The sequence below is a fragment of the Streptomyces sp. AHU1 genome (assembly GCF_045343905.1).
GTDB lineage: Bacteria > Actinomycetota > Actinomycetes > Streptomycetales > Streptomycetaceae > Streptomyces > Streptomyces triticiradicis.
The window spans coordinates 603,651-630,012 of sequence record NZ_CP174283.1 but is presented as its reverse complement, the minus strand read 5'-3'; the positions used below and the strand labels follow the sequence as shown (position 1 = coordinate 630,012).

The following is a 26,362-nucleotide window of genomic DNA, read 5'->3' as shown; positions in this document are numbered from 1 at the left end:
CGGGGGATCGTGAGGGGACGGTGGGGCTCAGCGGGCCAGTTCGCCGAGGAGGGCCCAGGTGCGGCGCCGGGCCCCCTCCCCCGCCAACTCGGTGCTCGAGAACACGACTTCGGTGGCCCCGGCGTCGCGGTAGCGCCGTACCTCGGCCTCGACCGCCTTCTCGTCGCCGATCACGGCCAGGTCCGCGGCGCGCCGACCGCCGGAGAGTTCGATGACCCGGGCGTAGGACGGGACCTGTTCGTAGAAGGCGAGGCTCTCGGTGGCCCTGGCCCGCACGGCGTCCGCGTCGTCCGTGACCACGCCGGGCACCAGCGCCACGATCCGGGGAGCGGGCCGTCCGGCGGCCTCGGCCGCGGCGGTCAGGGCGGGCACGATGTGTTCGGCGAGGGCGCGCGGCCCCGCGAGGTAGGGCAGGATCCCGTCCGCCAGCTCACCGCTGACCCGCAGCGCCTGGGGGCCCATCGCGGCGACCAGCAACGGAACACCGGTCTCCGCGCCCGGCACGTTCGCGGGGAGCGGGGTGGCGGCGGTGAGCAGCTCACCGTGGAAGTCGGCCATGCCGGTCTCGGTCAACTGGCGCAGTGCGGTGAGGAATTCGCGCAGACGGGCGACGGGGCGTTCGAAGGGCAGACCGAAGCCGGTCTCCGTCACCAGTTTCGTGCCCAGGGCCAGTCCGAGGTGGTAGCGGCCGTGGGTGGCGGCCTGGGCGGTCAGGGCCTGGCTGGAGACCAGCAGCGGATGGCGGCCGAAGACGGGGATCGCGGAAGTGCCCACGTGCAGGTCCGGTACCGCGCGCCCGACGATCGCGGCGAGCTGCGGTGAGTCCGCGCCGAAGGTCTGGCCGAACCACACGGACCGCAGACCGGCGGCCGCGGCCTCCTCGGCCAGTTCGACACTGGCGTCGACCTGGTTCCGCGCGTCGGACGCGTTGAGTGCTGCTCCAACAGTCATGTGAGTTGGAACGAGCCCTCGACGAGCCCGCATTCCGTTCGTGTGTGACGGCTGTATGGCAGTCGTGTGACGCGCGGTCCGCCAGGTCTGCCGGTCCGCGGGGTCGTGGGTCCGCGGGGCCACCGGAGGGGTGCGGAGAGGCGGGACGCGGCAGCCACGTGCGTCGTTCCCTCGGCACGAACAGTGCGTTGACGCCTTCCGCCCCGCGTGATTGCATCCCGCCATGCCGTTGTCGGAGCCCTTGACCCGCCGCCGTGCCGTGGACCTCGTCCGTGTCGCCGCCGCGCTGTGTCGGACGACCGGCTGATCACGAGTTTTCTCACCCCCTTTCTCAACTGTTTCTCAACTGCCGTCAGGCGTAATAAGCCGGTCGGGCGCGCACAGGCCGACCCGGGCAGGACCGCGCCTTCTCCCGCAGAGCCCTCTCGTTCGTCTCACCCCGTCATGACGAGGAGCCGCCATGTCTTCCCCCGTCCCCGCCGGCCGCCGCCACGAGACCGAGTACGACCGCCGCAGACTGCGCCAGTGGCTCGCGGGTGAGGCCAGAGCCGACGGGGTCACCCGCCGCCAACTGCTCACGATGCTCACCGCGACCGCCGCCGGGACCGCGCTCGGCACCGCTCGGCCCGCTCACGCCGCCGTGGCCGGAATCGTCAAGCCGCTGCCCGCCGAGTGGTTCATCGAGCGCGGCACGAACGCGGAGACCCGCTGGGAGGCGCTGCGCGGAACCGGCCACCACACCCCGAACGAACTGTTCTTCGTGCGCAACCACACCGCCACGCCCGTCCTGAAGGCCGACGACTGGCGGCTGCGGCTGTGGGGGAGCGGACTGCGCGGCAGCCCCGGCGAGGACCGGCCGGTGGAGTTCGGGTACGACGATCTGCGCGCGCTCCCGGCCGTCACCCGGACCGCTTTCGTCGAATGCACCGGAAACGGCCGCTCCTTAAGCCGCTGCCCGCCGAGTGGTTCATCGAGCGCGGCACGAACGCGGAGACCCGCTGGGAGGCGCTGCGCGGAACCGGCCACCACACCCCGAACGAACTGTTCTTCGTGCGCAACCACACCGCCACGCCCGTCCTGAAGGCCGACGACTGGCGGCTGCGGCTGTGGGGGAGCGGACTGCGCGGCAGCCCCGGCGAGGACCGGCCGGTGGAGTTCGGGTACGACGATCTGCGCGCGCTCCCGGCCGTCACCCGGACCGCTTTCGTCGAATGCACCGGAAACGGCCGCTCCTTCTACACGACGCAGCAGGGGGAGACGGTCGCCGGAACCCCGTGGACCCTGGGCGCGATCGGCGTCGCGCGCTGGCGCGGGGTGCGCCTGGCCGAGGTGCTGCGCAGGGCCGGGCTGTCCCCGCGCGCCGTGGACGTGCAGCCGCGCGGTCTGGACGCCGAGTACGTCAGCGGCGGCGAGAACCTGGGCCGGGTACGCCGTCCGCTGCCGCTGGCCAAGGCACTGGACGACGTCCTGCTCGCGTACGAGATGAACGGCGAGCGGCTCCCGTACGACCACGGGTATCCGGTACGGGTGCTGGTGCCCTCCTGGATAGGGATCGCGTCGATCAAGTGGGTCGGCGACATCGAGGTGTCCGCACAGCCGCTGTTCTCGCCCTGGAACACCACCTTCTACCGGCTGTTCGGCCCCGCCTACCCCGAGGGCGGCAGCGCGCCGCTCACCCGGCAGACCACGAAGAGCGCCTTCGAGCTGGCGAGCGGGGCCACGTTCGAGGCCGGCCGCAGGCACGTACTGCACGGACGGTCGTGGTCGGGCGCGGGAGCCGTCGTCAGGGTCGACGTCAGCACCGACGGCGGCGCCCACTGGCGGCCCGCCCGCCTGCACGACAGACCCCGGACCGGCACCTGGACCCGCTGGTCGCTCGACTGGAACCCCGACACACCCGGCACCACCCACCTCCTGGCCCGCGCCACGGACACGGCCGGCCGGACCCAGCCGGACACCGCCGTCCCCAACACACAGGGGTACCTGTTCGACGCGGTGGTACGGCATCCGGTGAGCGTGGTCTGACGGATCTGTTCCCAACAGGCCTTCCACACAGGGCCGTTCGGCCCCACGGTGACAGTCCTTCGGCATCGGGCACCCGGCATCGCGCGGGACGACAGTGAGACGCGTCAGGCAACGATCCGACCGTCCCCGAAGGGATCCCCGCCATGGCCGTTCACCAGCACCCCCACCGCGGTTCCGGCTTCCGTCTGTCCGCCGTCCTCCGCGGGCACCGGACCGCGTCCGCTTCCGGTACCGCCGTGGCGGCGGACACCGCCCCGGCCTACGCCCTCGCCCTCCTGCGCCTGCTCACCGGGTTCGTCTTCCTGTGGGCCTTCCTCGACAAGACCTTCGGCCTCGGCTACGCGACCCCGTCCGGCAAGGGCTGGGCCGACGGCGGATCGCCGACCAAGGGATTCCTCAGCGGAGTCGCGGCCGGACCGATGGAGTCGACGTTCCACGCGTGGGCCGGCGCAGCCTGGGCCGACTGGCTGTTCATGCTCGGTCTGCTCGGCATCGGCCTGGCCCTGATCGGCGGGGTCGCGCTGCGGTTCGCCGCCGTCGCCGGCACGGCCATGATGGCCCTGATGTGGCTCGCCGAGTGGCCGCCCGCCCGGCACCTCTCGGACGGTTCGCCGAGCATGTCGACGAACCCGTTCGCCGACTACCACCTCGTCTACGCCGCCGCCCTGGTCGTCCTGGCCGTCACCGCCGCCGGCGACACCCTGGGCGCGGGCCGGCTCTGGGCCCGGCTGCCGTTCGTCCGCGACCACCGCTGGCTGCGCTGAATCCCCACGGCATCCGGTCCCGGCCGACGACCGGTGTCGCCCGCACCAGGGCCCCGAAGCAGCCCCCGAAACCCGATCCGCCGCGTCACAGGAGATGAAGACCATGTCCCGCACCGTCACCGTGGGTCTCGACGGCTCGCGCGAGAGCCGGGCCGCCGCCGAATGGGCGGCCCGCGAAGCCGAGTCGCGTGACCTGCCGCTGAAGCTCGTCCACGTGTGGGAACCGGCGCCCGAGCCGATGGCGCAGGCATCGCTCCTGGACGCCGGGACGCGGCAGCACTGGAGAGAGAGGATCCCCCGGGAGGCCGCCGAGGCCGTCCGGCTGCGCCACCCGGGGGTCGAGGTGGCCGTCGAGCAGCTCCCCGGCCGCCCGGCCGACGTACTGGTGAAGGCGGCGGAGAGCGCCGAACTGCTGGTCCTCGGCTCCCGCGGCCTCGGCGGACCGGTCGGCTTCCTGGTCGGCTCGGTCGGTCTGTCCGTCGTCGCGCACGTCGATCGCCCCGTGGTGCTGGTCCGGTCTACGGAGCCGGCCGCCGACGGGCACGGGACGGACCCGAAGGGCACTCCGTCCGCCGCGACCGCGGTCCGGCCGGTCGTGCTCGGGCTCGACGTCGAGCACCCGGACGAGGCGCTGATCGCCTTCGCCTTCGAGTCCGCCGCGCGGCGGGAGACCTCGCTGCGGGTCGTCCACACCTGGTACCCGCCGCCCTACTACGCGTACGGCACCCCCGTGAACCCCGCCCTGAACGAGGCCCTGGCGCTGAGCGCCGAGGCGGAACTGGCGAAGGCGCTCAGCCCTTGGCGGGCCCGGTTCCCGGACGTGGACGTCGTCGAGGTCACCCGGTACGGCAGCCCCGCGGAACACCTGGTCGCGGCGTCCCGTGACGCCTCGCTGATCGTCGTGGGCCGGTGCGCCCGCCGGATCCCCGTCGGGGCCCACATCGGCCACACCGCGCACTCCGTCCTGCACCACGCCACCGTCCCCGTCGCCGTCGTCCCCCACGACTGACCCCCCGAGGAGAGCAGACCCATGAACGCAGCGGTCGTACGAGCGTCCGGCGAGCCCCTGGCCGGTGAGGCGAACGGTGGGGCGGACAAGGCTGAACTGCCCCTGGTCGTCGGCGTGGACGGCTCCGAGCCCAGCCTGCGCGCCGCCGACTGGGCGGCCGACGAGGCCGCGCTGCGCGGTGTGCCGCTGCGGGTGGTGTACGCCTCCCTCTGGGAGCGCTACGAGGGCACGGCACTCGCCGGGGAGCACAAGCCCTTCGAAGAGGTACGCGCCGACGACATCGTGACGGTGGCCGCGCGCCGGGTCCTGAAGCGTCACCCGGACCTGGAGGTCTCGACCGAGATCCTGGCCGAAGAGCCCGAGTACGCCCTGGTGCGGGCCGGACGCGACGCCTCCGCGCTGGTCCTCGGCACCCGGGGCCGCAGCGGTTTCGTCGAGATGCTGCTCGGCTCCGTCAGCCTCGCGGTGGCCGCGTACGCCGACTGCCCGGTGATCGTGCTGCGCGGCGGCCACGACAACCACGTCGACGACGCCACCGCGCGCCGCGTGGTCGTGGGGGTCGGCGAGACCGGGAAGGACTCGGCGGCGGTGCGCTTCGCCGCGCAGGAGGCGCGGCTGCGCCGGGCGCCCCTGGACGCCGTACGGGCCTGGCGCTGCCCCGCGCACGAGAGCGTGGACCACCCCCTGCTCGCCGGTGAGCCCGCGCGGCTGCACGAGGAACAGGCCGTCGAGACGCTGGACGAGGCGCTGAGGGACGCACCGGCCGGCGTCGACGTGCACCGCCGCACCGTGGAGGGTCCCGCCCGCCACGTCCTCCTGGGCGCGTCCCAGGGCGCCGGTCTGCTGGTGGTCGGCGCCCGGCGCCGTCCCGGACGCCTCGGGCTCCAGCTCGGCCGCGTCGCCCACGGGGTCCTGCACCACGCGGCCTGCCCGGTCGCCGTGGTCCCCGAGCCGGCGTGAGGCGGGACGGCCCGCTTCCGCGGCCGTCCCGCGGCGGAGGTGGGCCGGTCGGCGGCGCGGGAGGGCCGACCGGCCCCGGAGCGGCCCGGTCGGCCCCTGGGCTCCTTGTCCGCTCCGCCGGACGATCGAAGTACCGAGTGATGGGAGGAGATCCGTGATGACGGACGACCTGCTCGAACGGCCCCCCGTCCATGCCCTGCTCGCCGACGGCACCATCGCGCGCATCCGGCCGGCGCTCCCGGGCGACCACGACCGGCTGCGAGGGTTCTACGAGGAGATGGCGCCGGAGAACCTCCGGCTGAGGTTCTTCTCCGCGAGCAGGCGCTCGGGCACCCGGGCCGCCGACCGGGCCTGCGCCCCCGCCCACCCGGGCTACCGCGCCCTGCTGGCCGAGACGGACGGCCGGGTGATCGGCCTCGCCGAGTACGACACCGGCGGGGAGGAAGGCACGGCGGAGGAGAGGAGCGCGGAGATCTCCATCGCCGTCGCGGACGGCCTGCACCACCGGGGCGTGGGCACCCTGCTCGTCGAGCACCTCGTCTCGTCCGCCCGGTCCGAGGGCATCACCGCCTTCACCGCCGACGCCCTCGGCGAGAACCACGAGGTGCTCCGGCTCTTCGCCGACCTCGGCCTGCGCACCATCCGTCGCTTCGAGGGGCCGGAAGTGCGCTGTACCATCCACCTCGACCAGGACGACGCTTACCTGGCCGCGGTCGAGGCCCGCGGCCGCGCCGCCGACGTGGCCAGCCTGCTGCCGCTGCTGCGGCCCTCCACGGTCGCCGTGGTCGGGGCGGGACGCACACCGGGATCGGTGGGCCGGGCCGTCCTGAACCACCTGCGCACCGGTGGCTTCACCGGTCGCCTCTTCGCCGTGAACCCCAGCGTCGAGTCGGTGCTCGGGGTGCCGTCCCACCCGTCGGTCGCGGCACTGCCGAAGACGCCCGATCTCGTGGTCGTGGCCGTACCGGCCGCGAGCGTGCCCGCCGTCGCCGAGGAGTGCGGAAGGGCCGGGGTCCGTGCCCTCGTTGTGGTCACCGCCGGCCTCGACCGCACGCAGGCGAAGGCGCTGCTGACCGCGTGCCGTACCCACGGCATGCGGCTCGTCGGACCCAACTGCCTCGGTGTCTCCAACACGGACCCGGAGCTGAACCTCGACGCGACCTTCGCCGCGGGCCACCCGCGTCCCGGTACCGCGGGCATCGCCGTGCAGTCCGGCGGCATCGGCATCGCCCTGCTCGACGGGCTGTCCCGGCTGGGCATCGGGGTCTCCTCGTTCGCCTCGCTGGGCGACAAGTTCGACGTCAGCGGCAACGACATGCTCCAGTGGTGGGAGAGCGACGGCCGCACCGACCTCGCCCTGCTGCACCTGGAGTCCTTCGGCAACCCCCGTGCCTTCTCCCGCACCGCCCGGCGGGTGACCCGCCGCATCCCGGTGCTCACCGTGGATGCCGGCCGTACCGACGCCGGTCGGAAAGCGGCCGCCTCCCACACGGCCGCCGCCGCCACCCGCACCATGACCCGCCAGGCACTGTTCACCCAGGCCGGTATCACGGCGACCCGCTCGGTCGGCGAACTCCTCGAAACGGCCGCTCTGCTGCACTCCCAGCCGCTGCCCGAAGGCCCGCGCGTCGCGGTCGTCACCAACGCGGGCGGAGCCGGAGTGCTCACCGCGGACGCCTGCGCCGAGGCGGGACTCGTCCTGCCGCCGTTCACCCCCGCGGTGATCGACGATCTCCTCGCCGTCCTGCCGGACGGCGCCTCCGTTGGCAACCCGGTCGACGCCACCGCTGCCGTGTCCGAGGAGCAGCTCACGGAGTGCGTCGACCGCCTCACCCGGTGCTCCGGCGTCGACGCCGTCGTCGTGGCGCTGGTCCCCACCGCGGTCGCCGCGGCCACCGGCGACGACCTGGTGCGGGCCCTCACCTCGGCTCCCGGCCGACGGGCGCGGCCCGTGGTCGCCGTACGGCTGGAGCAGGACCGGTCCGTGCGGCTGATGGCCGCCGCGGACGGAGGCACGATTCCCTCGTACGCCGAACCGCAGGCGGCGGCCCGCGCCCTGGCGCACGCCGCGAAGCGCGCCGCCTGGCTCGCCCAGCCGGCCGGAACCGTCCCCGTGCCGGCCGGTATCGAGTCCGAACGGGCCCGTGAGGTCGTCGAGGAATACCTCGCCTTCCACCCCGAGGGCGGCTGGCTCGACCCGCGCACGTGCGCCGAGCTGCTGGCCTGCTACGACGTCCCGCAGATGCCCTGGGCCTGGGCCGAGACCGAGGACGACGCCGTGCTCGCCGCCGACCGGCTGCGCGGCTTCGACGGCCGGGTCGTGATGAAGGCCCACTGGCCCGGACTGCTGCACAAGTCGCAGCAGCGGGCGGTCCACCTGGACCTGCGCGGCGACGCCCAGATCCGGGCCGCGTTCCGCGACCTGGAGACCCGCTTCGCGGGCCTCATGACCGGCGTGGTCCTGCAGCCCCTCGCCGACCGCGGCACCGAACTGTTCGCGGGCGTCGTCCAGGACGAGGTCTTCGGTCCGCTCGTCCTGTTCGGGCTGGGTGGCACGGCCACGGAGGTCCTGTCCAACCACGCGGCGCGCCTCGCCCCCCTGACCGACCGGGACGTGCACGAGCTGATCACCTCGCCGCGGTGCGCCCCGCTGCTGCTGGGCGCGAACGGAAACACCCCCGTCGACCTCGAACGGCTGGAACAGCTGCTGCTGCGGCTGTCCCGGATGGCGGCGGACCTGCCGCAGCTCGCCGAGGCCGACTTCAATCCCGTCCTGGCGACACCGGGCGGCGTCACCGTGCTCGACGCACGGGTGCGTCTGCTACCGCGCCGCCCCCAGGACCCCTACCTGCGCCGACTGCGCTGAGGAGGAACGGCCGTGCGACACGACAAGGTCGGATCCGTGATGACCGCGGACGTGGTCCGTGCCGAGTACGGAACACCGTTCAAGGAGGTGGCGCGGCTGCTCGCCGCCCACCGGATCAGCGGACTGCCCGTGGTGGACGAGGATGACAAGGTCATCGGCGTCCTGTCCGAGACGGACCTGCTGACGCACCGGGCGGCCGCACCGGACCCGTACGAGCCGGACCACCACGCGAGGCTCGCCGGCCTGATACCCGGCGCCCGCCGGCAGGCCGCCAAGAACAACGCCCGTACCGCCGGCGGACTGATGACGGCACCGCCCGTCACCGTGCACGCCGACGACACCGTCGTCCAGGCGGCCCGCACCATGGCCCGGAAGCACGTGGACCGGCTCCCCGTCCTCGACGAGGAGGACCGGCTCGTCGGGATCGTCACCCGAGGCGATCTCCTCCGTGGCTTCCTGCGGCCGGACGAGGAGATACGGCGCGAGGTGATCGACGAGGTGCTGGTGCGCTCGCTGTGGCTGGCGCCGCGCGGCGTCGAGGTATCCGTGACGGAGGGAGTCGTCACCCTCACCGGAGACATGGAACGGAAGAGCGACACCGAGATCGCCGTGGCCATGACGCGCCGGATCGACGGTGTGGTCGACGTGGTCGCCCACCTCACCCACCGGCTGGACGACGCGCACCTGCGCCCCGACGACCGCGCACCGCGAGGCGTGACCGAGGACTGGCTGCGCCGGTTGTGAAAGGAGGCGGACCACCATGGCCGACACCGTGCTGGTCACCTATGGAACGACGAACGGATCCACGGCGGAGATCGCCGAAGCGGTCGCCGGCACCCTGCGCGAGGAGGGGCTGACCGTCCGGGCCCTTCCCGCCGGTTCCGTGACGAGCGTGACGTCCTACGACGCCGTCGTGGTCGGCGGCGGGCTCTACGCGGGACGCTGGCACAAGGACGCGCGGCGGTTCGTCCGCCGGCACCGCGCACCGCTCACGGACCGTCCGGTCTGGTTCTTCAGCAGCGGACCGCTCGACGCCTCCGCCGCGGAGCGGGACATCCCGCCCGTGCGCGGGGTGCGGCGGGCCATGACCCGGCTGGACGCCCGGGGACACATCACCTTCGGGGGGTGCCTGAAGGAAGGAGCCAAGGGACGGATCGCCAAGATGATCGTGAGCTCCGGCAAGGGCGGCGACTTCCGGGACTTCGGCGCCGTCGAGAAGTGGGCCAAGGGCATCGCGGACTCCTTGACCCACGCGTAGCGCGTAGGTAGGAGGGACGAAACCGTCGGACTTGTCCACCTGTCCCAGCTCACGGGCCCGGACCGCCTCTGCGGTCCGGGCCCCGAATCCGTGTCCGCGGTCAACCGGTCCTGTGACCCCATCGCGGTTCCACCAGGACCCACTCCCGGCCCCACGCGTCGACACGGCGCCGGTCGAGCCGTCGGCGGGCGACCGTGCCGACGCCGAACGCCAGACCGGCGACGGCGGTCACGGCCGCGGCACCCGCGAGGCCCGATTCGACGGCCGCCGTCGCGGGAGTCGGCGGCGCGAAGGTGAGACGGCCGCGGTCGTTCTGCCAGACCGTCACCGCGGACCCGGCCGTGGTTCCGGTGTTCACCAGGGTCCGTCCCGTGCGGAGCGAGTCGTCGGGCGCCTTCCAGCGCACGGTCGTCATCAGGCGGCCGGAGGTCCCGCGCGGCACGGTGGCGGCCGGCGGGACGTCGTGCAGGACCACGGCGGTGACCGACCGCCGTTCGGCTCGTTGCCGTGCGAACGCGTCGTTCGCGACCCGGGCGGTCACCAGCCCGGCGACGGTTCCGCCCACGCCGAAGACCGTCCAGACGGCCAGGACGATCCAGGCCTCGATGACGTCGTCGCGTCGCCGCAGCGGGTTGTCGCACCACCGCCACAACCGCTTCTTCGCGTACCCGCCACGGGGCATCGGTCCGCACCTCCTCCTTCGTCGTGGTGACACCTCCGACGGTGACAGCCCGGGCGGCGCGAGGGCATGGGTCGACCAGGCGTCGTGGCAGGGCCGCTCGGGACCGACTCCGGCGCCGGGCGGCGGACGACGGGGGCCGGTCGGCCCAAGCGGAGCACCCCACAACGGGACAAGCTGGACTCGAGGAGCCACCTCGGACCGAAGAGGGAAGGGTGAGGAGACCATGAAGGGATACGTCTTCCACGGTCCCGGGCAGTCCGCCTGGGAGGATGTCCCGGACCCGGCGATCAAGGAGCCCACCGACGCCGTCGTGCGGGTCGATGCCGTCACCATCTGCGGCACGGATCTGCACATCCTCAAGGGCGACGTCCCCGAGGTGCGTCCGGGAACGGTCCTCGGGCACGAGGCGGTCGGCGAGATCGTGGAGGTCGGCAGCGATGTGCGGACCGTGCGTCCCGGCGACCGGGTGCTGGTCTCCTGCATCACCTCCTGCGGCCGCTGCCGCTTCTGCCGGGAGGGCATGTACGGCCAGTGCCGGGGCGGCGGAGGCTGGATCCTCGGCCACCTGATCGACGGCACCCAGGCCGAGTACGTCCGCGTCCCCCACGCCGACCTCTCCGTGCACGCACTGCCCGGAGCCGTGGAGAGCAGGGACGCCGTCCTGCTCGCGGACATCTTCCCGACGTCCTACGAGGTCGGCGTTCTCAACGGGCGGGTACGTCCGGGCGACACGGTCGCCGTCGTCGGCGCCGGACCCATCGGCCTGGCGGCGATCGCCACGGCACGTCTGTTCTCGCCCGAGCGGATCGTCGCCGTCGACCTCGCCGCGTCCCGGCTGGAGGCCGCCCGGCGGCTGGGCGCCGACGCGGTGGCCGACGCGGGGGAGGACCCGGAGCAGCTGATCGCCGATCTCACCGACGGCCTCGGGGCGGACGTGGTCATCGAGGCGGTCGGGGTGCCGGAGAGCTTCGAACTGTGCACGCGCATGGTGCGGCCCGGCGGGCACGTGGCCAACATCGGCGTCCACGGCAGGCCCGCGACGCTGCACCTGGAAGACCTGTGGATCAAGAACGTGACCATCACCACCGGCCTGGTGGACACCCGTTCCACCCCCACCCTGCTCCGCATGGCCGCCGCCGGCCGGCTGCCCACCGCGGAGCTGGTCACCCACACCTTCCCGCTGGAGCACATGGAGGAGGCCTACGACGTCTTCTCCCGGGCCGCCGACACCGGCGCCCTCAAGGTGGTGCTCGGCGCCCCGTCGCACGACGAGGTCGCCGTCCCCGCGGCCTGACGGTGGGCGACGGTGGTGAGCAGCCGGTTCGAGTCGTACTGGTTGTACCGGGTCGCGTCCCCGTGGACAGCGGGACCGGCCGGCGCGTGGGCGCCGGCCGGTCCCGCTGTCCTCATGGGCTCACGCCGTCCCGGACTCTCCGCCGCGCCACGGCGGGGCCGTCGTGCCGCGGCCGTCGTCCCAGGCGTGGGCAGCCTTGTCGGTCTGGCGGCGCAGCCGGTCCTGGAGCCGGTCGACGAGTTCCGTACCCGTCGCCTCCTCGGCCACCGCCACGACCTGGCGGCGCCCGACGCGCACGTCGGCCGTGGCCGACCACGGGTGGCCGGCGTGGTGGGCCGCCGCCCGGGCGATGCGTACCTCGCCGGTGACGGCGGGCAGTCCCGGCCGGGCGAGGACGGCGTCGATCTTCGTACGGGCGTACGCCAGGGTGGCTTCGTCCACGGCGCCGTCGGAGCGCAGCCGGACCAGCGGGGTCCGCCGGGTGCTGTCGGTGGTCACGGGGTCCTTCTTTCGGAGGTGGAACGGCGGAAGGGAGGGGGTCAGGCCGCGGTACCGGGCAGCCACAGGTCGGGGCCGAAGACCTCGTAGCGGATGTGGCGCGGGGGGACACCGGCGGCCAGCAGTTGTGCGCGCACGTTGCGCATGAAGGGGAGGGGGCCGCACAGGAACACCGTGGCCCCGTCGGGGATCTCGGTGTCGTCCAGGTCCATGAGCCCGGCCCGCGCGTCGGGCTCCTCCGGTCCCGGGTGCTCGTACCAGAAGACGGACCGGGCGTCCGGCAGCCGTCCCACGAGCGCCTGCGTCTCGGCGCGCAGGGCGTGGTCGGCGGGGGAGCGGTCGGCGTGCAGGACCAGGACCGGCCGGGTCGAGCCGGTGGCGGCGAGGTGGGCCAGGATGCCGGTCATCGGGGTGCAGCCGATGCCCGCCGAGACCAGGACGACCGGGGTGGTGGCATCGGCCGGGTCGTCGAGGAAGACGTCGCCGAACGGCGCGGACAGCGACAACTCGTCACCCTCGCCCAGGGTTTCGTGCAGGAGGGTGGAGACCTCGCCGTCCGGCCCGCCGCCCTCGCCCGTGGCCCGCTTCACGGTGATCCGCCGCAGCTCACCGCCCGGATCCGAGGACAGGGTGTACTGGCGCAGCTGGTGCACCCCGTCGGGCATGCGCACCCGGACGCTCACGTACTGGCCGGCGCGGGCCCGCGGTGCCGGCTCGCCGTCCGCCGGGCGCAGCAGGAAGGACACGGCGTCGGAGGTCTCCGGGCGCCGTTCGACGACCGTCCACGGCCGCCAGATCCCGCCGGGCCGTACCCCCGCGTCCTGGTAGAGGAGGGCCTCCCGGCTGATCAGGGCGCCGGCCATCAGCCAGTAGACCTCGTCCCAGGCGGCCGCGACCTCCGGGGTGACCGCCGCCCCGAGGACGTCCGCGATCGCGCCGAACAGGTACTTGTGGACGATCGTGTACTGGTCGTCGGTGACACCGACGGCGGCGTGCTTGTGGGCGATCCGCGACAGCAGCGCGTCGGGCCGCTCGTCGGGGTTCTCCAGCAGCGCCGTGGCGAATCCGGCGATCGAGCCGGCCAGCGCGCGGCGCTGGGCTCCGCTGGCCTGGTTGCCGCGGTTGAACATCCCGTCGAGCAGTTCGGGCCGTTCGCGGAACATGGTCGCGTAGAAGCGGGTGGTGATCTCGTCGAGCGCCCCGGCCACGGCGGGCAGGGTGGCCCGTACGAGGGCTGCGGACTCCGCGGACAGCATGGAACCTCCAGGAAAGGGTGGTGTGAGGGGGAGGGACGGGGACTCGGTCAGGCGGAGGAAGCGGCGGCGGCACCGTCGCGCGCCTCGCGGCCGTAGTAGGCCGTGCGCATGAGTTCCCGCATGTCGTCGAGCATCGGCATCCGGGGGTTGGCGGGCGCGCACTGGTCCTCGTAGGCGTTCAGGGCCTGTTGGGGCAGCGCGTCGAGGAAGGCGTGCTCGTCGACGCCGAGGGCCTGGAACGTCGGCTCGATGCCGACCCGGTCCCGGAGCCGCTCCACCGCCGCCGCGAGGGACTCGACGCCCTCGGCAGGGGTGGCGGCGGGCAGACCGAGGGCGCGGGCGATGTCCTGGAAGCGTTCGGGGGCCTGGTAGTTCTCGTACTTGGGCCAGCCGGTGAGCTTCGTCGGGACGGTGCCGTTGTAGCGGATGACGTGCGGCAGCAGTACGGCGTTGGTGCGGCCGTGCGCGATGTGGAAGGTGGCGCCCAGGGTGTGGGACATGGCGTGGACGATGCCGAGGAAGGCGTTGCCGAAGGCCATGCCGGCGATGGTGCCCGCGTTGTGCATCTTCTCCCGCGCCCGCTCGCTCGCCGCGCGGTCGTTGACCGCGGCCTCGATGTTCTCGAAGATCAGCCGGATCGCGTGCAGGGCGAGACCGTCGGTGAAGTCGTTGGCGTAGACCGAGACATAGGCCTCGATGGCGTGGGTGAGGGCGTCGAATCCGCTGTCTGCGGCCAGGGTTCGCGGCAGTCCGGTGGTGAGGAGCGGGTCGACGATCGCCACGCTGGGGGTGAGCGCGTAGTCGGCCAGCGGGTACTTCTTGCCGGTCGCGGGGTCGGAGATGACGGCGAACGGGGTCACCTCGGCTCCGGTGCCCGACGTCGTCGGGACGCACACGAGCCGCGCGAGCTTTCCGAGGACCGGGAAGCGGAAGGCGCGCTTGCGGATGTCGGAGAACTTGTGCCGCATGTCGGCGAAGTCGACGTCCTTGCCCTCGGCCTGCTGCTCGTACAGCAGCCACATCACCTTGGCCGCGTCCATGGGGGAGCCGCCGCCGAGGGCGATGATGGTGTCCGGGCGGAAGTCGCCCATGAGCCGGGCGCCGCGCCGCACGGAGTCGATGGTGGGCTCGGGTTCGACGTTGTCGATGACCTGGACGGTGACCGGTTCCCGGCGCCGGCGCAGGACGTTCTGGATCCGGTCGACGAGGCCGAGGCGGGTCATCGTCGCGTCGGTGACGACCGTGACGCGGTGGACGTCCGGCATCGAGGCGAGGTAGCGGATGGACTGGGGCTCGAAGTAGATCTTGGGAGGCACCTTGAACCACTGGAGGTTGTTGCGGCGCACCGACACCCGCTTGATGTTGAGCAGTTGGGCGGCCGAGACGTTGTTGGACACCGAGGTGCTGCCCCACGAGCCGCAGCCCAGGGTCAGCGAGGGCAGCAGGCTGTTGTAGATGCCGCCGATGGCGCCCTGCGAGGACGGGGCGTTGACGATGATCCGTACGGTCTTCATGCGGCGGCCGTACGCCTCGGCGAGCTCGGGGTCGCCGGTGTGGATGACGGCGCTGTGGCCCTGGCCGTGGAAGGCGACCATGTCGGCGGCCAGGTCGAAGCCCTGCTCCGCCGAGTCGGCCCGCAGGACGGCGAGGACCGGGCAGAGCTTCTCGCGGGTCAGCGGCTCCTGCGGGCCGACCCCGTCGGCCTCGACCAGGATCAGCGAGGTGTCCCGCGGCACCGAGAACCCGGCCTGCTCGGCGATCCAGGCCGGACTCCGGCCCACGGCCGCGGAGTTGACCTTGGGCTCGCACCCCGCGCCCGCCGTGCCGACGGGGAACAGGTACGCCTCCAGCTTCGCCTTCTCCTCGGTGGTGGCCAGATGGGCGTGCAGGGTGCGGAACTCGGCGAGGACCGCGTCACGGACCTCCTCGTCCAGGATGACGGCCTGCTCGGAGGCGCAGATCATGCCGTTGTCGAACGACTTGGACAGCACCAGGTCGTTGACCGCGCGGCGCACGTCGGCGCTGCGGTGGACATAGGCGGGAACGTTGCCCGCGCCCACCCCCAGAGCGGGCTTGCCGGCCGAATAGGCGGCCCTGACCATGGCGTTGCCGCCGGTGGCGAGGATCAGGGAGACACCGGGGTGGCGCATCAGGGTGCCGGTCGCCTCGACGGACGGCGTCTCGATCCACTGCACGCAGTGCTCGGGAGCTCCCGCCGCGACCGCCGCGTCACGGACGATCCGCGCGGCCTGCGCGCTGCAGCGCTGGGCGGAGGGGTGGAAGGCGAACACGACCGGGTTGCGGGTCTTCAGCGCCATCAGCGCCTTGAAGACCGTGGTCGAGGTCGGGTTGGTGACGGGGGTGACCGCGCACACCACTCCGACGGGCTCGGCCACCTCCGTCATGTCGTCGATGTCGTCCCGGGCCACGACGCCCACGGTCTTCATCGGACCCATGCTGTGCGTGACGTACTCGCAGGCGAACATGTTCTTGGCGGCCTTGTCCTCGAAGACACCGCGGCCGGTCTCCTCCACCGCGAGCGCCGCCAGCGCGGTGTGCTGGTCCAGCGCCGCGACCGAGGCCTTCTTCACGATGTGGTCGACCTGCTCCTGGTCCAGCGACTCGTACGCGGTGAGCGCCTTGAGGGCGTTCTCCACGAGGTGGTCCACCGCGAGGGCGATGTCGGACGGAGCGCCCGCGCGTTCGGCCGGCACGCCCGCGACGGGGGACGGCACGCCTGCGGGATCGGTGGTCGCGGTGCGGTCGTCGTGGCGGGTCATGGGAACGGGCCTCCGTGGTCGGGTGAGGGGCGCAACGCGGGTGGGGCGCTGGGGCGGGAGCGGTGCCGCGGGGCCGCGGGCCGTTCCTGCCGTACCCACAGCGTCTCCCACCGGGTACGCCGGTGATCAGGTCCCGTTGGGTCCTCGCCGGGGGCCGACCGGCCCCGAAGTGCGGGGCCGGGTCAGCCCGTTGACGACGCGCACCCCGACCGTGGGCCCGCCCGCCCGCTCGCTCCGGGGCCGATGACCTCGTGCGTACGGCCCGGGCCTGTCGACCCGGGCCGTACGCGTCCTCCCCACGTCACCTGCTGTCGCTCGCCTCCGTCCCGGAGAGCGCGGCACGCCCGGCCTCCAGGCGTGCGACGGGGACGCGGAACGGCGAGCAGGACACGTAGTCCAGTCCCGCCGCGTGGAAGAAGTGCACGGACTCGGGGTCCCCGCCGTGCTCACCGCAGACGCCGATCTTCAGGTCGGGACGCGTGGCGCGGCCCTCGTCCACCGCGATGCGGACCAGCCGGCCCACTCCGTCGCGGTCGAGGGTCTCGAACGGCGAGGTGGCGAAGATGCCCTTGTCGAGGTAGGCGGAGAAGAACTCCGCCTCGACGTCGTCGCGGGAGAAGCCCCAGGTGGTCTGGGTGAGGTCGTTGGTGCCGAAGGAGAAGAACTCCGCCTCCTCCGCGATCCGTCCGGCCGTGAGCGCGGCCCGCGGGAGCTCGATCATGGTGCCGACCGGGAGCCGTACGGGGACACCGGACTCCTGGGACACCTCGGCCAGGACGCGTTCCACCTCGGCCCGCTCGATGCGCAGTTCCTCGACGGCGCCCACCAGCGGCACCATGATCTCCGCCCTGGGCCGGCCCCCGGCCCGCGTCCGCTCGACGACCGCCTCGGCGATCGCGCGGACCTGCATGGCGACCAGTCCCGGGACGACCAGCCCCAGGCGTACGCCCCGCAGCCCGAGCATGGGGTTCTCCTCGTGCATACGGCTCACCGCGCCGAGCAGATCGGTGTCGTGCGGGTCCGGCCGCTCGCCCCGGCCCTCGACGGCGGCGATCCGCACGGCGAGTTCCGTGCGGTCGGGGAGGAACTCGTGCAGGGGCGGGTCGATGAGCCGGATGGTGACCGGCAGGCCGTCCATCGCCTCCAGAATGCCGCTGAAGTCCTTCCGCTGCAGGGGCAGCAGCGCGCCGAGGGCCCTCTCCCGCTCGGTCTCGTCACTCGCCAGGATCATCGCCTCGACCAGCTTGCGGCGCTCGCCGAGGAACATGTGCTCGGTGCGGCACAGCCCCACGCCCTGTGCGCCGAACCGCCGGGCGCGTGCCGCGTCCTCGGGGGTGTCGGCGTTCGCCCGCACCTCCAGGCGCCGGGCGCCGTCGGCCCGCTCCATGACACCGGCGACGGCCCCGACCAGCGCGTCGGACCGCTCACCCGTCTCGAAGTACCGCATCACCGCGGAGTCGACGAGCGGAGCGGCGCCCAGGTACACGGCGCCCTCCGAACCGTCGACGGAGACGACCGTGCCCTCCTCGACGACGGTGGCCCCCACGGTGAACCGGCGCGCCCCGGTGTCCACCGTGATCTCCTCGGCCCCGCACACGCACACCCTGCCCATGCCCCGGGCGACGACGGCCGCGTGGCTGGTCTTCCCGCCGCGGCTGGTCAGCACCGCCTGCGCGGCGATCATGCCGGGCAGATCGTCCGGGGTGGTCTCCTGGCGCACCAGGACGACCTTCTCGCCCGCCGCGGACCGGCGTACCGCCTCGGCCGAATCGAACACCGCGGCGCCCACGGCCGCGCCCGGGGAGGCCGGCAGGCCGTGTGCGAGGGCCTTGCCGACGGCCGAGGTGTCGAAGCGGGGGAACATCAGCCGGGCGAGGCCCTCCCCGCTGACCCGGGCCAGGCTCTCGTCGGGGGTGATCAGGCCTTCGTCGGCCAGCTCCGTGGCGATGGCGAACGCGGCCTCGGCGGTGCGCTTGCCGACCCGGGTCTGCAGCATCCACAGCCGGCCGCGCTCGATCGTGAACTCGATGTCGCACAGGTCCCGGTAGTGCGTCTCCAGCGTGCTCATGTGGGAGCGGAGCTGTTCGTACGACACCGGGTCCAGCTCCGCGAGGGCCGTCAGCGGGACGGTGTTGCGGATGCCCGCCACGACGTCCTCGCCCTGCGCGTTCGCCAGGTAGTCGCCGTACAGGCCGGGCCGCCCCGTGGCCGGGTCCCGGGTGAAGGCGACACCGCTGCCGGAATCGGCGCCGAGGTTGCCGAAGACCATGGTCTGCACGTTGACCGCGGTGCCCAGGTCGTCGGGGATGTGCTCGCGGTGGCGGTAGATCCGGGCGCGCTCGCCGTTCCAGGACTCGAACACGGCGAGCACCGCCCGGCGCAGCTGCTCGGCCGGGGACTGCGGGAAGTACTCGCCGGTCTCCTGGCGGACGAGGTTCCGGTACGACTCGACGAGTCCGGCCAGGTCCTCCGCCGTCAGGTCCAGGTCGCTCGCGGCGCCCCGCGCCCGCTTCAGGTCGTCCAGGACGCCTTCGAAGAGGGAGCCGTCGACGCCCATGACCGTGCTGCCGAACATCTGCACCAGGCGGCGGTAGGAGTCCCAGGCGAAGCGCTCGTTGCCGGAGGTCTTGGCCAGACCGAGGACGGACTCGTCGGTGAGGCCGATGTCGAGGATCGTCTCCATCATGCCGGGCATGGAGAAGCGTGCCCCGGAGCGCACGGACAGCAGCAGGGGGTCGTCCGGCTGCCCCAGCCGCCGCCCGGCCGCCTCCTCCAGGGTCGTCAGGTGGTCGGAGACCTCCCGCATCAGACCGTCCGGTTCGGTGCCGGTGGCGAGGAAGGCCCGGCAGGCGTCCGTGGTCACGGTGAATCCCGGCGGGACCGGCAGCCCCAGCCGGGCCATCTCGGCGAGGTTGGCTCCCTTGCCGCCGAGCAGGCCGGCCAGGTCGCGGCCGCCTTCTGCGAAGTCGTACACGTAACGGACCATGACGCCGGTCTCCTCTGACGGGGTGCGGACTGGGCTGGGTCTCCAGCCTCCGGCCCGTACGGACGGACGGGCAGGTGCTGTCGGGCCCCCGCACGGGGCCGGTCGGCCCACCGGGGCGAGCCGGGACCTTCCCTAGTCGGCCCCGGGGCCGCGAGCCGCTCAGAACCACGGGGTGAACGGACCCGTGGTCCTGATCCAGCGGCCCAGCAACCTGATGACCTGCAGCACGGTCAGCGGCCACATGACCGCGAAGCACCAGAGGAGCGCGGGCTCCGACGTGCGGATGCCGACCACCGCGAGCACCACCGAGCACACCAGCATCAGTGCGACCACGACGGGCAGTCGGCGCCCGCCCGTCGAGCGGCGCGGCGTCGGCGCGGGGTCGTGGTCCTGTCGCAGCCCCTCCTCGATCTCCGCGAGCGCGGCGCGTTCGCGTGCTGTGAGACGGACACCGTCCGTCCGGTCCCTGTCGTCCACGGCGACGCACCTCCTGGGGGTTCTTCCCCGGCGGCCGGTGGACGGCGGGCCTCCGGTGCCGGGGCGGCGGGTCACGTCGGGACGGGTCACGTCACACGCGGGCCGTCCTGCGGCTCCTCGTCCGGTTCGTCCGGCAGGCGCACGTCACCGACGGCGACGTTCACCTCCACGACCTCCAGGCCGGTCATGCGCTCGACGGCGGTGACCACGGCGACGCGCATGTCCGCGACCACATCCGTGATCGGGTACCCGTACTCGACGACGACGTCGAGATCCACCGCGGTCTGCCGTTCACCGACCTCGACGCTCACACCGCGGGTCTGACCGGGGCGCCCGGCGGGCACCCGGTCGCGGACGGACCCGAGGGCCCGGGTCATGCCGGTGCCGAGGCCGTGGACGCCGAGCACCTCGCGTGCGGACGCCGCCGCGATCTTGGCCACCACGCCGTCGGCGATGGTGGTCCGTCCCTTGCCGCCCGGATCACCGGCGCCGGGGCGCCGGGTCCCCGTGGCGCCGCCCGTTTCGTTCGTGGTGGTCGCGGGGTGGGTGGTCAGGTCCGTCATCAGGACCTCCTCGGTCTTCCGTGCGGACACCTCGCGTGGCTCGAGGGGGGACGGTCGGCCTCTGCCCCCTCCAGCCATCGTCACACGAACGGCTCAATTCGTGCGATCCGGGACGAAAGGTGCGCCCTTCGGGGTGGGAGTGAGGGCGGGGTGCCGTCACAGGGCTCGCGCCGCGTAGGCCCGTACGTCGGCGTCCGGGTCCGCGGTCGCCGAGGTCAGGGCCGCGCGGGCCTCCTCGCCGGCACGGTGCCGGGCCAGCGCCAGCACGGCGGCCTTGCGCACGTCGGCGTTCGGATCGGCCAGGGCCTCGGCGAGGGCGGGCACGGCCGGGCCCGGGTCCGCGGCGGACAGGGCGGTCGCGGCACCCGCCCGGACCTGCCAGGCCGGGTCGGCCAGGGCGGCCACCGCCCCGTCGGCCAGCGGCGCCGGGCAGCCGGTGGCGCCCAGTGCCTCGTAGGCGGCCGCGCGCACCAGCGCGTCCGGATCGTCGACGAGCACGGCCAGGGCCGCGCGGGCCGTGCCCGGCGGGGAGCCCGCCCGCCCCGTGTCGCCGGGCCGTGCCGCGGTGGTGCCCAGTGACCTGGCGATCGTCACCCGGACCTCCCGGGACGGGTCCGAGGACGCGCGGGCCACCTCGGCGGTGGCGTCGACGGACACGAGCGCCCGTACGGCCTCGATGCGCACGGCGATGCTGGAGTCCGACAGGGAGTTTCCGAACAGGTCGGCGTCACCGAGGTGCAGGGCACGCAGGACGTCCAGTGCCGCGGCCCGTACGACGGGGTCGTCTCCGGACAGCCCCGCGACGAGGCCGTCGCGCAGGGCCTGCTCGGCCGGGAGGGTTTCGACGAGTTCGCGCAACGAGCCGGCCGCGGCCTCGCGCACCGAGGCGTCGGCGTCGGCGAGTGCCCCGGCGAGGGCGGGTCCGGCACCGGGCGGCACGGTCTCCGTCAGGACGGTGACGGCCGTCCGGCGGACGACGGGATCGGGATCGGTCAAGTAGGGCGTGAGGTCGGAGAGTTCGGGCTCCTCCTCCGCGAGCGCGAGGAGCTGGAGCAGGCGTGGGGTGGCGGGCGCGCCCGCCACCCCACCGTGGTGGGCGGCCGGGGCGGGGCGGGGCGACAGCGCCACCGGCGCGGCTTCCCGGGCCCCGGCCGTCGCCACCTGCTGCGCGTGGACCTCTCCGAGGTGACGGGCGGGGCCGCCGGCCGGGGCGAACCCCTCCACCGGAACGAGGTACGGAGCCACCGGACGGGCTGTGAACTCCATCGCTCCGGAAGGGGACTTGTACAGGTCCAGGTGGTGGAACCAGGACGTGTCGTCGCGCTCCGGGTGGTCGAGGCGGTCGTGGTAGAGGCCCCAGCGGGACTCCGTACGGGCCAGGGACGCCCGCGCGGCCATCTCCGCGCAGTCGCGGATGAAGGTGACCTCGGCGCAGCGCATCAGCTCGTGCGGGGTACGGGCACCCATCGCGGCGACGTCGGCGCGCATCCGCTCGAACGCCTCCAGGGCGAGGGACAGCCGGGCACCCGACTTCGGCGGGGCCACGTAGTCGTTCACGAAGCGGCGCAGCTTGTACTCGACCTGGGGCTGCGGCGGGCCGTCCGGATTGCGCAGGGGGCGGTAGATCAACTCATGTGCCTCGCGCAGCTGGTCCGGCGGCAGTTCGCCCTCGTACGCCGTGTACCGGGCCGCGTCGGCTCCCGCCAGGTCGCCGAACACGAAGGCGCCGATCATGTAGTTGTGCGGAACGCAGGCCAGGTCACCGGCCGCGTACAGGCGCGGGACGGTCGTACGGGCGTGGTCGTCCACCCGCACTCCCGAGGCCGAGTGGCCGCCGCACAGACCGATCTCGGAGATGTGCATCTCGATGTCGTGCGTGCGGTAGTCGTGGCCGCGCCCGGAGTGGAACGTGCCCCGGGTCGGGCGCTCGGTCGAGTGCAGGATGGTCTCCAGGGCCGCGACCGACTCCTCCGGGAGGTGACTCAGCTTCAGGTACACCGGACCGCGGTCGGAGGCCACCTCGGCGGCGAACTCGGCCATCATCTGCCCGGACCAGTAGTCGGAGTCGACGAAACGCTCGCCGTGCCGGTTGACCTGGTAGCCGCCGAAGGGGTTCGCCACGTAGGCGCAGGCCGGACCGTTGTAGTCCTTGATCAGCGGATTGATCTGGAAGCACTCGATGCCGGTGAGTTCGGCGCCCGCGTGGTACGCCATGGCGTAGCCGTCGCCCGCGTTGGTCGGGTTCTCGTACGTGCCGTACAGGTAGCCGGAGGCGGGCAGGCCGAGGCGGCCGCAGGCGCCGGTCGCCAGGATCACGGCACCGGCGTGGACGGTGACGAACCGTCCGGTACGGGTGTTGAACCCGGCGGCTCCCACGGCCCGCCCGTGGGCCGTCAGGACGCGCACCGGCATGACCCGGTTCTCGATGCGGATCCGTTCGCGCATCTCACGCCGCCGCAGCTGCCGGTACAGGACCTTCTTGACGTCCTTGCCCTCCGGCATGGGCAGCACGTAGGAGCCGGAGCGGTGCACCTGGCGGACCGCGTACTCGCCGTGCTCGTCCTTCTCGAACTTCACCCCGTACGACTCCAGGCGCCGCACCATGGCGAAGCCGCGGGTGGCGGTCTGGCGGACGGTGGACTGGTCGACGATGCCGTCGTTGGCCCGGGTGATCTCGGCCACGTAGTCGTCGGGTTCGGCGCGGCCGGGGACGACCGCGTTGTTGACGCCGTCCATGCCCATGGCGAGTGCGCCGGAGTGCCGGACGTGGGCCTTCTCCAGCAGGATCACCCGCGCACCGTGCTCGGCGGCCGTCAGCGCCGCCATGGTGCCGGCGGTGCCGCCGCCGATCACGAGGACGTCGCACCGGAGTTCCTCGGCGTCGGCGAGGTCGGGGATGACGGGAGGGGTGTTCACGGGGGTGGTCACCGGACATGCCTTTCAGGTACCGAGCGAGGAGAGGACTTCGCGGCGCAGCGCCACGCGTGCCGGATCGTCGTGCGCCGTACGGTCGCGCGGGCGGGGCACCTCGTGCAGCGCGGCGAGAGCGCCGGAGCCGAGCAGCGCCATCCGGTCGCCGAGGAACAGGGCCTCGTCGACGTCGTGGGTCACGAACACGACGGTCGCGCCCGTGCCCCGCAACACCTCCACCAGCAGGTCCTGCATGCCGGCGCGGGTCTGGGCGTCGAGCGCCCCGAACGGCTCGTCCATGAGGACGGCGCGCGGCGCCGGTGCCAGGGCCCGGGCCAACTGCGCGCGCTGACGCTGGCCGCCGGAGACCCGGTGCGGCAACTGCCGTGCCTGTTCGGCGAGTCCGACCCGGGCGAGCCAGGACCCGGCCTGGGCGCGGCGTTCGGCGCGGGACACGCCCTGGACGGCGAGGGGCAGTTCGACGTTCGCGAGCAGGGTGCGCCAGGGCAGCAGGGCGTCCTCCTGGAAGACCAGGGCGCGGTCGGCGGAGGGGCCCGTCAGCGGGCGCGTGTCCTGGGCGGCCTCTCCGGCGAGGGGGGACAGCAGTCCGGCGAGGGTGCGCAGCAGGGTCGACTTGCCGCAGCCGGAGGGGCCGACGACGGTGAGGATCTCGCCGGGGGCCACGTCCAGGTCCACCCCGTGCAGTACGGGAGCGTCCGGGTGGCCGAGGACGGCGTCGCGCAGGGTGAGTCCCGCCCCTGTGCGCGACACCGGACGGACGTCAGACGAGCTGGTCATGGGGTACCTCCTTCTCCGTCGCGGGCGCCGCCGGTACGGCGGTGAGGGGGCCGCGCGCCCGGCGCGGGGCCCGCGCGCCGGGGACGTACGACGTACGGGGCAGCCAGCGGGTCAGGCGGCGGCCCAGCACCTCCACGGCCGTGGAGGTGATCCAGCCGAGGACGCCGATCGTGACCATCCCGACGAACACGCCCGGGTAGTCGACGATCGTGTAGTCCTGCCAGGTGCGGTAGCCGACGCCGTACTGGCCGGAGATCATCTCGGCGGAGATGACGCAGATCCAGGAGACGCCGAGGCCGACCGAGAGGCCGCCGAAGATGCCGGGCAGCGCACCCGGCAGGACGACCGAACCGAGGATGCGCAGGCGGCCGGCGCCCATGGTGCGCACGGCCTCCTCCCAGACGGGCGTCAGCGCCCGGACGGCGTGACGGGTGGAGACCAGGACCGGGAAGAAGGCCGCGGTGAAGGTGATGAAGACGATGCCCTGTTCGTTGGTCGGCAGCAGGAGGATCGCCACGGGGACGAGCGCGATCGCCGGGACGGGCCGGACCACTTCCACGAGCGGGCCGAGCAGGTCCTCGGCGAGACGGGAGCGGGCCACGAGCACGCCCGTGGCCACGCCCAGGACGGCGGCCAGCAGGAAGCCGGTGAGGATGCGGGTGAGGCTGTCGGTGAGGTCCGTCCAGTAGTCGGGTCCCGACAGGCGGTCGGCGAAGGCGCGTGCCACGTCGGCGACCGTGGGGAACTGCGAGAAGCGCAGCCACAGGTCGACGTCCAGGCCGGTCAGCAGCTGCCAGACGCCGAGGGCGGTCGCCAGCGAGCCGAGGCGCAGTGCGAACCGGCCGTACCGGCGCGGATACCGCGGCGCGAACCGGCCGGCCCGCCGTGGATCGCGCGGCGCGAACCGGCCGTCCTGTCGCGCGTCCCGGGTCATGACGCCCGCCGCAGGGCGTCGGCGTAGGTGATGACGTGGGCGCCGGGGTGTCCGGCGGTGTACGCCTTCGCGGTCGCCGGCGCGACGAAGGGGAGCAACCGCTCGCCGTCGGCCACCCAGACCGCCCGGTCGGCGAACCAGAGGGTGCCGGTGGTGGCGTCGGGCACGTAGGCGGCGCGGATGCCGGCCTTGTGCCCGGCGAGATGACCGAGCAGTTCCCTCGGTGACTTGAAGGTACGGGTCTGCCGGGCGCCCTTGGTCCACACCTCGCTCGCGGCTGGTGGGGGACTCGCGGCGAGGCGCTCGGCGTAGGCGGCGCCGAGGGCCTTCCTGACGTACCGGTCGTCGACGAAGGCGTCGACGTCCACGTCGCCGGTGAGCTTCGCCGACCTGAGGATCGACACGTCCTGCTTCAGGGCGGAGACGAGCCGCGGCTTGACCGCCGGGTCGAAGGTGGAGATGCCGTGGGCGCCGTTGTACAGGTAGACGACCTCGGCGGGCAGTCCGGTGGCCTCGGCGACCTTCTCGGCCGCGGACACGGGGTGGGCGTCGAGATAGTCCGTGGTCTTCGCCTGGGCCTTGAGGAAGGCTTCCAGGACGGCGGGCCTCTTCTCGGCGAAGTCCTCGCGGACGGTGACGCCGTGGAAGGTCGGCAGGTCGAGCTGGGCCCCGTCGTACAGGGCCTTCGCCTTGCCCTGGTAGGCGAGCAGACCCGGCCAGGCGACGAACTGGGACAGCGCGTCGACGCTCCCCGCGGAGAGGGCGGACGCCCCCACCGCCGGCTGCTGGTTGAGCTTCCCGATGCCCTTGTCGGGGTCGACACCGGCGCGTCGCAGGGCCCGTACGAGTGTGCCGTCGGCGGCGGAGCCGATGCTCGTCGAGACCTTCTTGCCCTTGAGGTCCGCGAGCGAGTCGATCCTGGAGTCAAGGGCGGTGACGATGGTGTTGAGGCCGCCGCGGAGGTTGTAGCCGGTGACCGACACGAGGTGCGTGGGGCGGCCGAGTTGCTTGCCCCGGGCCGCGTTGATGAGGAGGGGGAAGTCGCCCATCGAACCGATGTCGATCTTCCCGGCGGTCATCTGGGCGGTGATGGGGGCGCCGGTCGCGTAGTCCTGCCAGTCGACCTTGTAGGTGTGGCCGTCGTGGAGGGCGCCGAGCTCCTTCTCGAACAGGCCGAGGGAGCGCAGGAGGGTGCCCGCGGTGACGGTGTTGATGGTTTTGGACTGGTACCCGACCGTGACGGTGACGGTGGAGCCGTCACCTCCGGCCGCGGCCGTGCCGCCGCACGCCGTCAGGGGGAGGAGCAGCAGGAAGCTCGCGGCAACCGCTTTGTGCTTCATGGGAGTTCGGG

At 73.3% G+C, this 26,362-nt stretch carries 21 protein-coding genes and 1 pseudogene; 10 read left to right on the top strand and 12 right to left on the bottom strand.

Going from position 1 to position 26,362, the window contains the following annotated elements:
• Positions 1 to 27 precede the first annotated feature (27 nt).
• Entirely contained in the window at positions 28 to 951 is a 924-nt protein-coding gene (locus tag ACICHK_RS02965; protein WP_406835529.1) for an LLM class F420-dependent oxidoreductase, read from the bottom strand.
• 223 nt (positions 952 to 1,174) lie between these two features.
• On the opposite strand from ACICHK_RS02965, the gene ACICHK_RS02960 reads away from it, so the two are divergent.
• The 9 genes and pseudogenes from ACICHK_RS02960 to ACICHK_RS02920 all read left to right on the top strand — a co-directional run bounded on the left by ACICHK_RS02960 (position 1,175) and on the right by ACICHK_RS02920 (position 9,833).
• Positions 1,175 to 1,258: a putative leader peptide gene (locus ACICHK_RS02960; protein ID WP_354775551.1), complete on the top strand. Its 84-nt coding sequence runs from the start codon at positions 1,175 to 1,177 to the stop codon at positions 1,256 to 1,258.
• A gap of 153 nt (positions 1,259 to 1,411) precedes the next feature.
• A pseudogene (locus tag ACICHK_RS02955) lies at positions 1,412 to 1,843 on the top strand (sulfite oxidase); the annotation flags it as partial.
• On the top strand, positions 1,753 to 2,976 hold the full coding sequence (locus ACICHK_RS02950; RefSeq protein ID WP_406841149.1) for a sulfite oxidase: 1,224 nt from the start codon (positions 1,753 to 1,755) through the stop codon (positions 2,974 to 2,976). The pseudogene ACICHK_RS02955 and the gene ACICHK_RS02950, both read left to right, overlap by 91 nt.
• Positions 2,977 to 3,119: 143 nt before the next feature.
• Positions 3,120 to 3,740: a hypothetical protein gene (locus ACICHK_RS02945; RefSeq protein ID WP_406835528.1), complete on the top strand. Its 621-nt coding sequence runs from the start codon at positions 3,120 to 3,122 to the stop codon at positions 3,738 to 3,740.
• Between the two features lie 94 nt (positions 3,741 to 3,834).
• The gene (locus ACICHK_RS02940) at positions 3,835 to 4,749 is read left to right on the top strand and encodes a universal stress protein (RefSeq protein ID WP_406835527.1); all 915 of its coding nucleotides are present in this window, start codon (positions 3,835 to 3,837) and stop codon (positions 4,747 to 4,749) included.
• Between the two features lie 21 nt (positions 4,750 to 4,770).
• Entirely contained in the window at positions 4,771 to 5,709 is a 939-nt protein-coding gene (locus ACICHK_RS02935; protein WP_406835526.1) for a universal stress protein, read from the top strand.
• 157 nt (positions 5,710 to 5,866) lie between these two features.
• Positions 5,867 to 8,575, top strand: coding sequence for a GNAT family N-acetyltransferase (locus tag ACICHK_RS02930; RefSeq protein WP_406835525.1), 2,709 nt, complete (start codon positions 5,867 to 5,869; stop codon positions 8,573 to 8,575).
• A 12-nt stretch (positions 8,576 to 8,587) separates the two neighbouring features.
• On the top strand, positions 8,588 to 9,319 hold the full coding sequence (locus tag ACICHK_RS02925) for a CBS domain-containing protein (RefSeq protein WP_406835523.1): 732 nt from the start codon (positions 8,588 to 8,590) through the stop codon (positions 9,317 to 9,319).
• Between the two features lie 16 nt (positions 9,320 to 9,335).
• On the top strand, positions 9,336 to 9,833 hold the full coding sequence (locus ACICHK_RS02920) for a flavodoxin domain-containing protein (protein ID WP_151467911.1): 498 nt from the start codon (positions 9,336 to 9,338) through the stop codon (positions 9,831 to 9,833).
• 100 nt (positions 9,834 to 9,933) lie between these two features.
• Here ACICHK_RS02920 and ACICHK_RS02915 read toward each other — a convergent pair whose 3' ends face one another.
• Positions 9,934 to 10,515, bottom strand: a complete 582-nt coding sequence (locus ACICHK_RS02915) for a hypothetical protein (RefSeq protein ID WP_406835521.1) — start codon at positions 10,513 to 10,515, stop codon at positions 9,934 to 9,936.
• 223 nt (positions 10,516 to 10,738) lie between these two features.
• On the opposite strand from ACICHK_RS02915, the gene ACICHK_RS02910 reads away from it, so the two are divergent.
• A complete protein-coding gene (locus tag ACICHK_RS02910) occupies positions 10,739 to 11,809 on the top strand; it encodes a zinc-dependent alcohol dehydrogenase family protein (protein WP_406835519.1) in 1,071 nt (356 codons plus the stop codon).
• 120 nt (positions 11,810 to 11,929) lie between these two features.
• On the opposite strand, the gene ACICHK_RS02905 is transcribed toward ACICHK_RS02910, so the two are convergent.
• From ACICHK_RS02905 to ACICHK_RS02860, 10 genes are all read right to left on the bottom strand, one after another.
• The gene (locus ACICHK_RS02905; RefSeq protein ID WP_406835517.1) at positions 11,930 to 12,307 is read right to left on the bottom strand and encodes a hypothetical protein; all 378 of its coding nucleotides are present in this window, start codon (positions 12,305 to 12,307) and stop codon (positions 11,930 to 11,932) included.
• A gap of 41 nt (positions 12,308 to 12,348) precedes the next feature.
• Entirely contained in the window at positions 12,349 to 13,563 is a 1,215-nt protein-coding gene (locus tag ACICHK_RS02900) for a globin domain-containing protein (protein ID WP_406835515.1), read from the bottom strand.
• Between the two features lie 47 nt (positions 13,564 to 13,610).
• On the bottom strand, positions 13,611 to 16,343 hold the full coding sequence (gene adhE / locus ACICHK_RS02895) for a bifunctional acetaldehyde-CoA/alcohol dehydrogenase (RefSeq protein WP_406835513.1): 2,733 nt from the start codon (positions 16,341 to 16,343) through the stop codon (positions 13,611 to 13,613).
• Between the two features lie 301 nt (positions 16,344 to 16,644).
• Entirely contained in the window at positions 16,645 to 19,329 is a 2,685-nt protein-coding gene (gene ppdK / locus ACICHK_RS02890; RefSeq protein ID WP_406835511.1) for a pyruvate, phosphate dikinase, read from the bottom strand.
• A gap of 159 nt (positions 19,330 to 19,488) precedes the next feature.
• Positions 19,489 to 19,806, bottom strand: a complete 318-nt coding sequence (locus ACICHK_RS02885) for a DUF3040 domain-containing protein (protein WP_406835509.1) — start codon at positions 19,804 to 19,806, stop codon at positions 19,489 to 19,491.
• An 86-nt stretch (positions 19,807 to 19,892) separates the two neighbouring features.
• Positions 19,893 to 20,369 carry an Asp23/Gls24 family envelope stress response protein gene (locus tag ACICHK_RS02880; RefSeq protein WP_406835507.1) on the bottom strand — a complete coding sequence of 159 codons (477 nt, stop codon included), beginning with the start codon at positions 20,367 to 20,369 and terminating at the stop codon, positions 19,893 to 19,895.
• Between the two features lie 156 nt (positions 20,370 to 20,525).
• Positions 20,526 to 23,297, bottom strand: coding sequence for a fumarate reductase/succinate dehydrogenase flavoprotein subunit (locus tag ACICHK_RS02875; protein WP_406835505.1), 2,772 nt, complete (start codon positions 23,295 to 23,297; stop codon positions 20,526 to 20,528).
• Positions 23,298 to 23,309: 12 nt separating this feature from the next.
• Positions 23,310 to 24,077, bottom strand: coding sequence for an ABC transporter ATP-binding protein (locus ACICHK_RS02870; protein ID WP_406835503.1), 768 nt, complete (start codon positions 24,075 to 24,077; stop codon positions 23,310 to 23,312).
• On the bottom strand, positions 24,061 to 25,011 hold the full coding sequence (locus ACICHK_RS02865; RefSeq protein WP_225860371.1) for an ABC transporter permease: 951 nt from the start codon (positions 25,009 to 25,011) through the stop codon (positions 24,061 to 24,063). Before ACICHK_RS02865 ends, ACICHK_RS02870 begins: the two co-directional genes overlap by 17 nt.
• Entirely contained in the window at positions 25,008 to 26,351 is a 1,344-nt protein-coding gene (locus ACICHK_RS02860; RefSeq protein WP_406835500.1) for an ABC transporter substrate-binding protein, read from the bottom strand. Before ACICHK_RS02860 ends, ACICHK_RS02865 begins: the two co-directional genes overlap by 4 nt.
• Positions 26,352 to 26,362 lie beyond the last annotated feature (11 nt).

What these genes read in the sequence shown, in the direction of transcription:
- ACICHK_RS02880 (WP_406835507.1), bottom strand. Translation starts at nt 20,369, where the DNA reads ATGACGGACCTGACCACCCACCCCGCGACCACCACGAACGAAACGGGC.
- adhE (WP_406835513.1), bottom strand. Translation starts at nt 16,343, where the DNA reads ATGACCCGCCACGACGACCGCACCGCGACCACCGATCCCGCAGGCGTG.
- ACICHK_RS02910 (WP_406835519.1), top strand. Translation starts at nt 10,739, where the DNA reads ATGAAGGGATACGTCTTCCACGGTCCCGGGCAGTCCGCCTGGGAGGAT.
- ACICHK_RS02860 (WP_406835500.1), bottom strand. Translation starts at nt 26,351, where the DNA reads ATGAAGCACAAAGCGGTTGCCGCGAGCTTCCTGCTGCTCCTCCCCCTG.
- ACICHK_RS02940 (WP_406835527.1), top strand. Translation starts at nt 3,835, where the DNA reads ATGAAGACCATGTCCCGCACCGTCACCGTGGGTCTCGACGGCTCGCGC.
- ACICHK_RS02870 (WP_406835503.1), bottom strand. Translation starts at nt 24,077, where the DNA reads ATGACCAGCTCGTCTGACGTCCGTCCGGTGTCGCGCACAGGGGCGGGA.
- ppdK (WP_406835511.1), bottom strand. Translation starts at nt 19,329, where the DNA reads ATGGTCCGTTACGTGTACGACTTCGCAGAAGGCGGCCGCGACCTGGCC.
- ACICHK_RS02960 (WP_354775551.1), top strand. Translation starts at nt 1,175, where the DNA reads ATGCCGTTGTCGGAGCCCTTGACCCGCCGCCGTGCCGTGGACCTCGTC.
- ACICHK_RS02965 (WP_406835529.1), bottom strand. Translation starts at nt 951, where the DNA reads ATGACTGTTGGAGCAGCACTCAACGCGTCCGACGCGCGGAACCAGGTC.
- ACICHK_RS02930 (WP_406835525.1), top strand. Translation starts at nt 5,867, where the DNA reads ATGACGGACGACCTGCTCGAACGGCCCCCCGTCCATGCCCTGCTCGCC.
- ACICHK_RS02935 (WP_406835526.1), top strand. Translation starts at nt 4,771, where the DNA reads ATGAACGCAGCGGTCGTACGAGCGTCCGGCGAGCCCCTGGCCGGTGAG.
- ACICHK_RS02865 (WP_225860371.1), bottom strand. Translation starts at nt 25,011, where the DNA reads ATGACCCGGGACGCGCGACAGGACGGCCGGTTCGCGCCGCGCGATCCA.
- ACICHK_RS02915 (WP_406835521.1), bottom strand. Translation starts at nt 10,515, where the DNA reads ATGCCCCGTGGCGGGTACGCGAAGAAGCGGTTGTGGCGGTGGTGCGAC.
- ACICHK_RS02920 (WP_151467911.1), top strand. Translation starts at nt 9,336, where the DNA reads ATGGCCGACACCGTGCTGGTCACCTATGGAACGACGAACGGATCCACG.
- ACICHK_RS02945 (WP_406835528.1), top strand. Translation starts at nt 3,120, where the DNA reads ATGGCCGTTCACCAGCACCCCCACCGCGGTTCCGGCTTCCGTCTGTCC.
- ACICHK_RS02900 (WP_406835515.1), bottom strand. Translation starts at nt 13,563, where the DNA reads ATGCTGTCCGCGGAGTCCGCAGCCCTCGTACGGGCCACCCTGCCCGCC.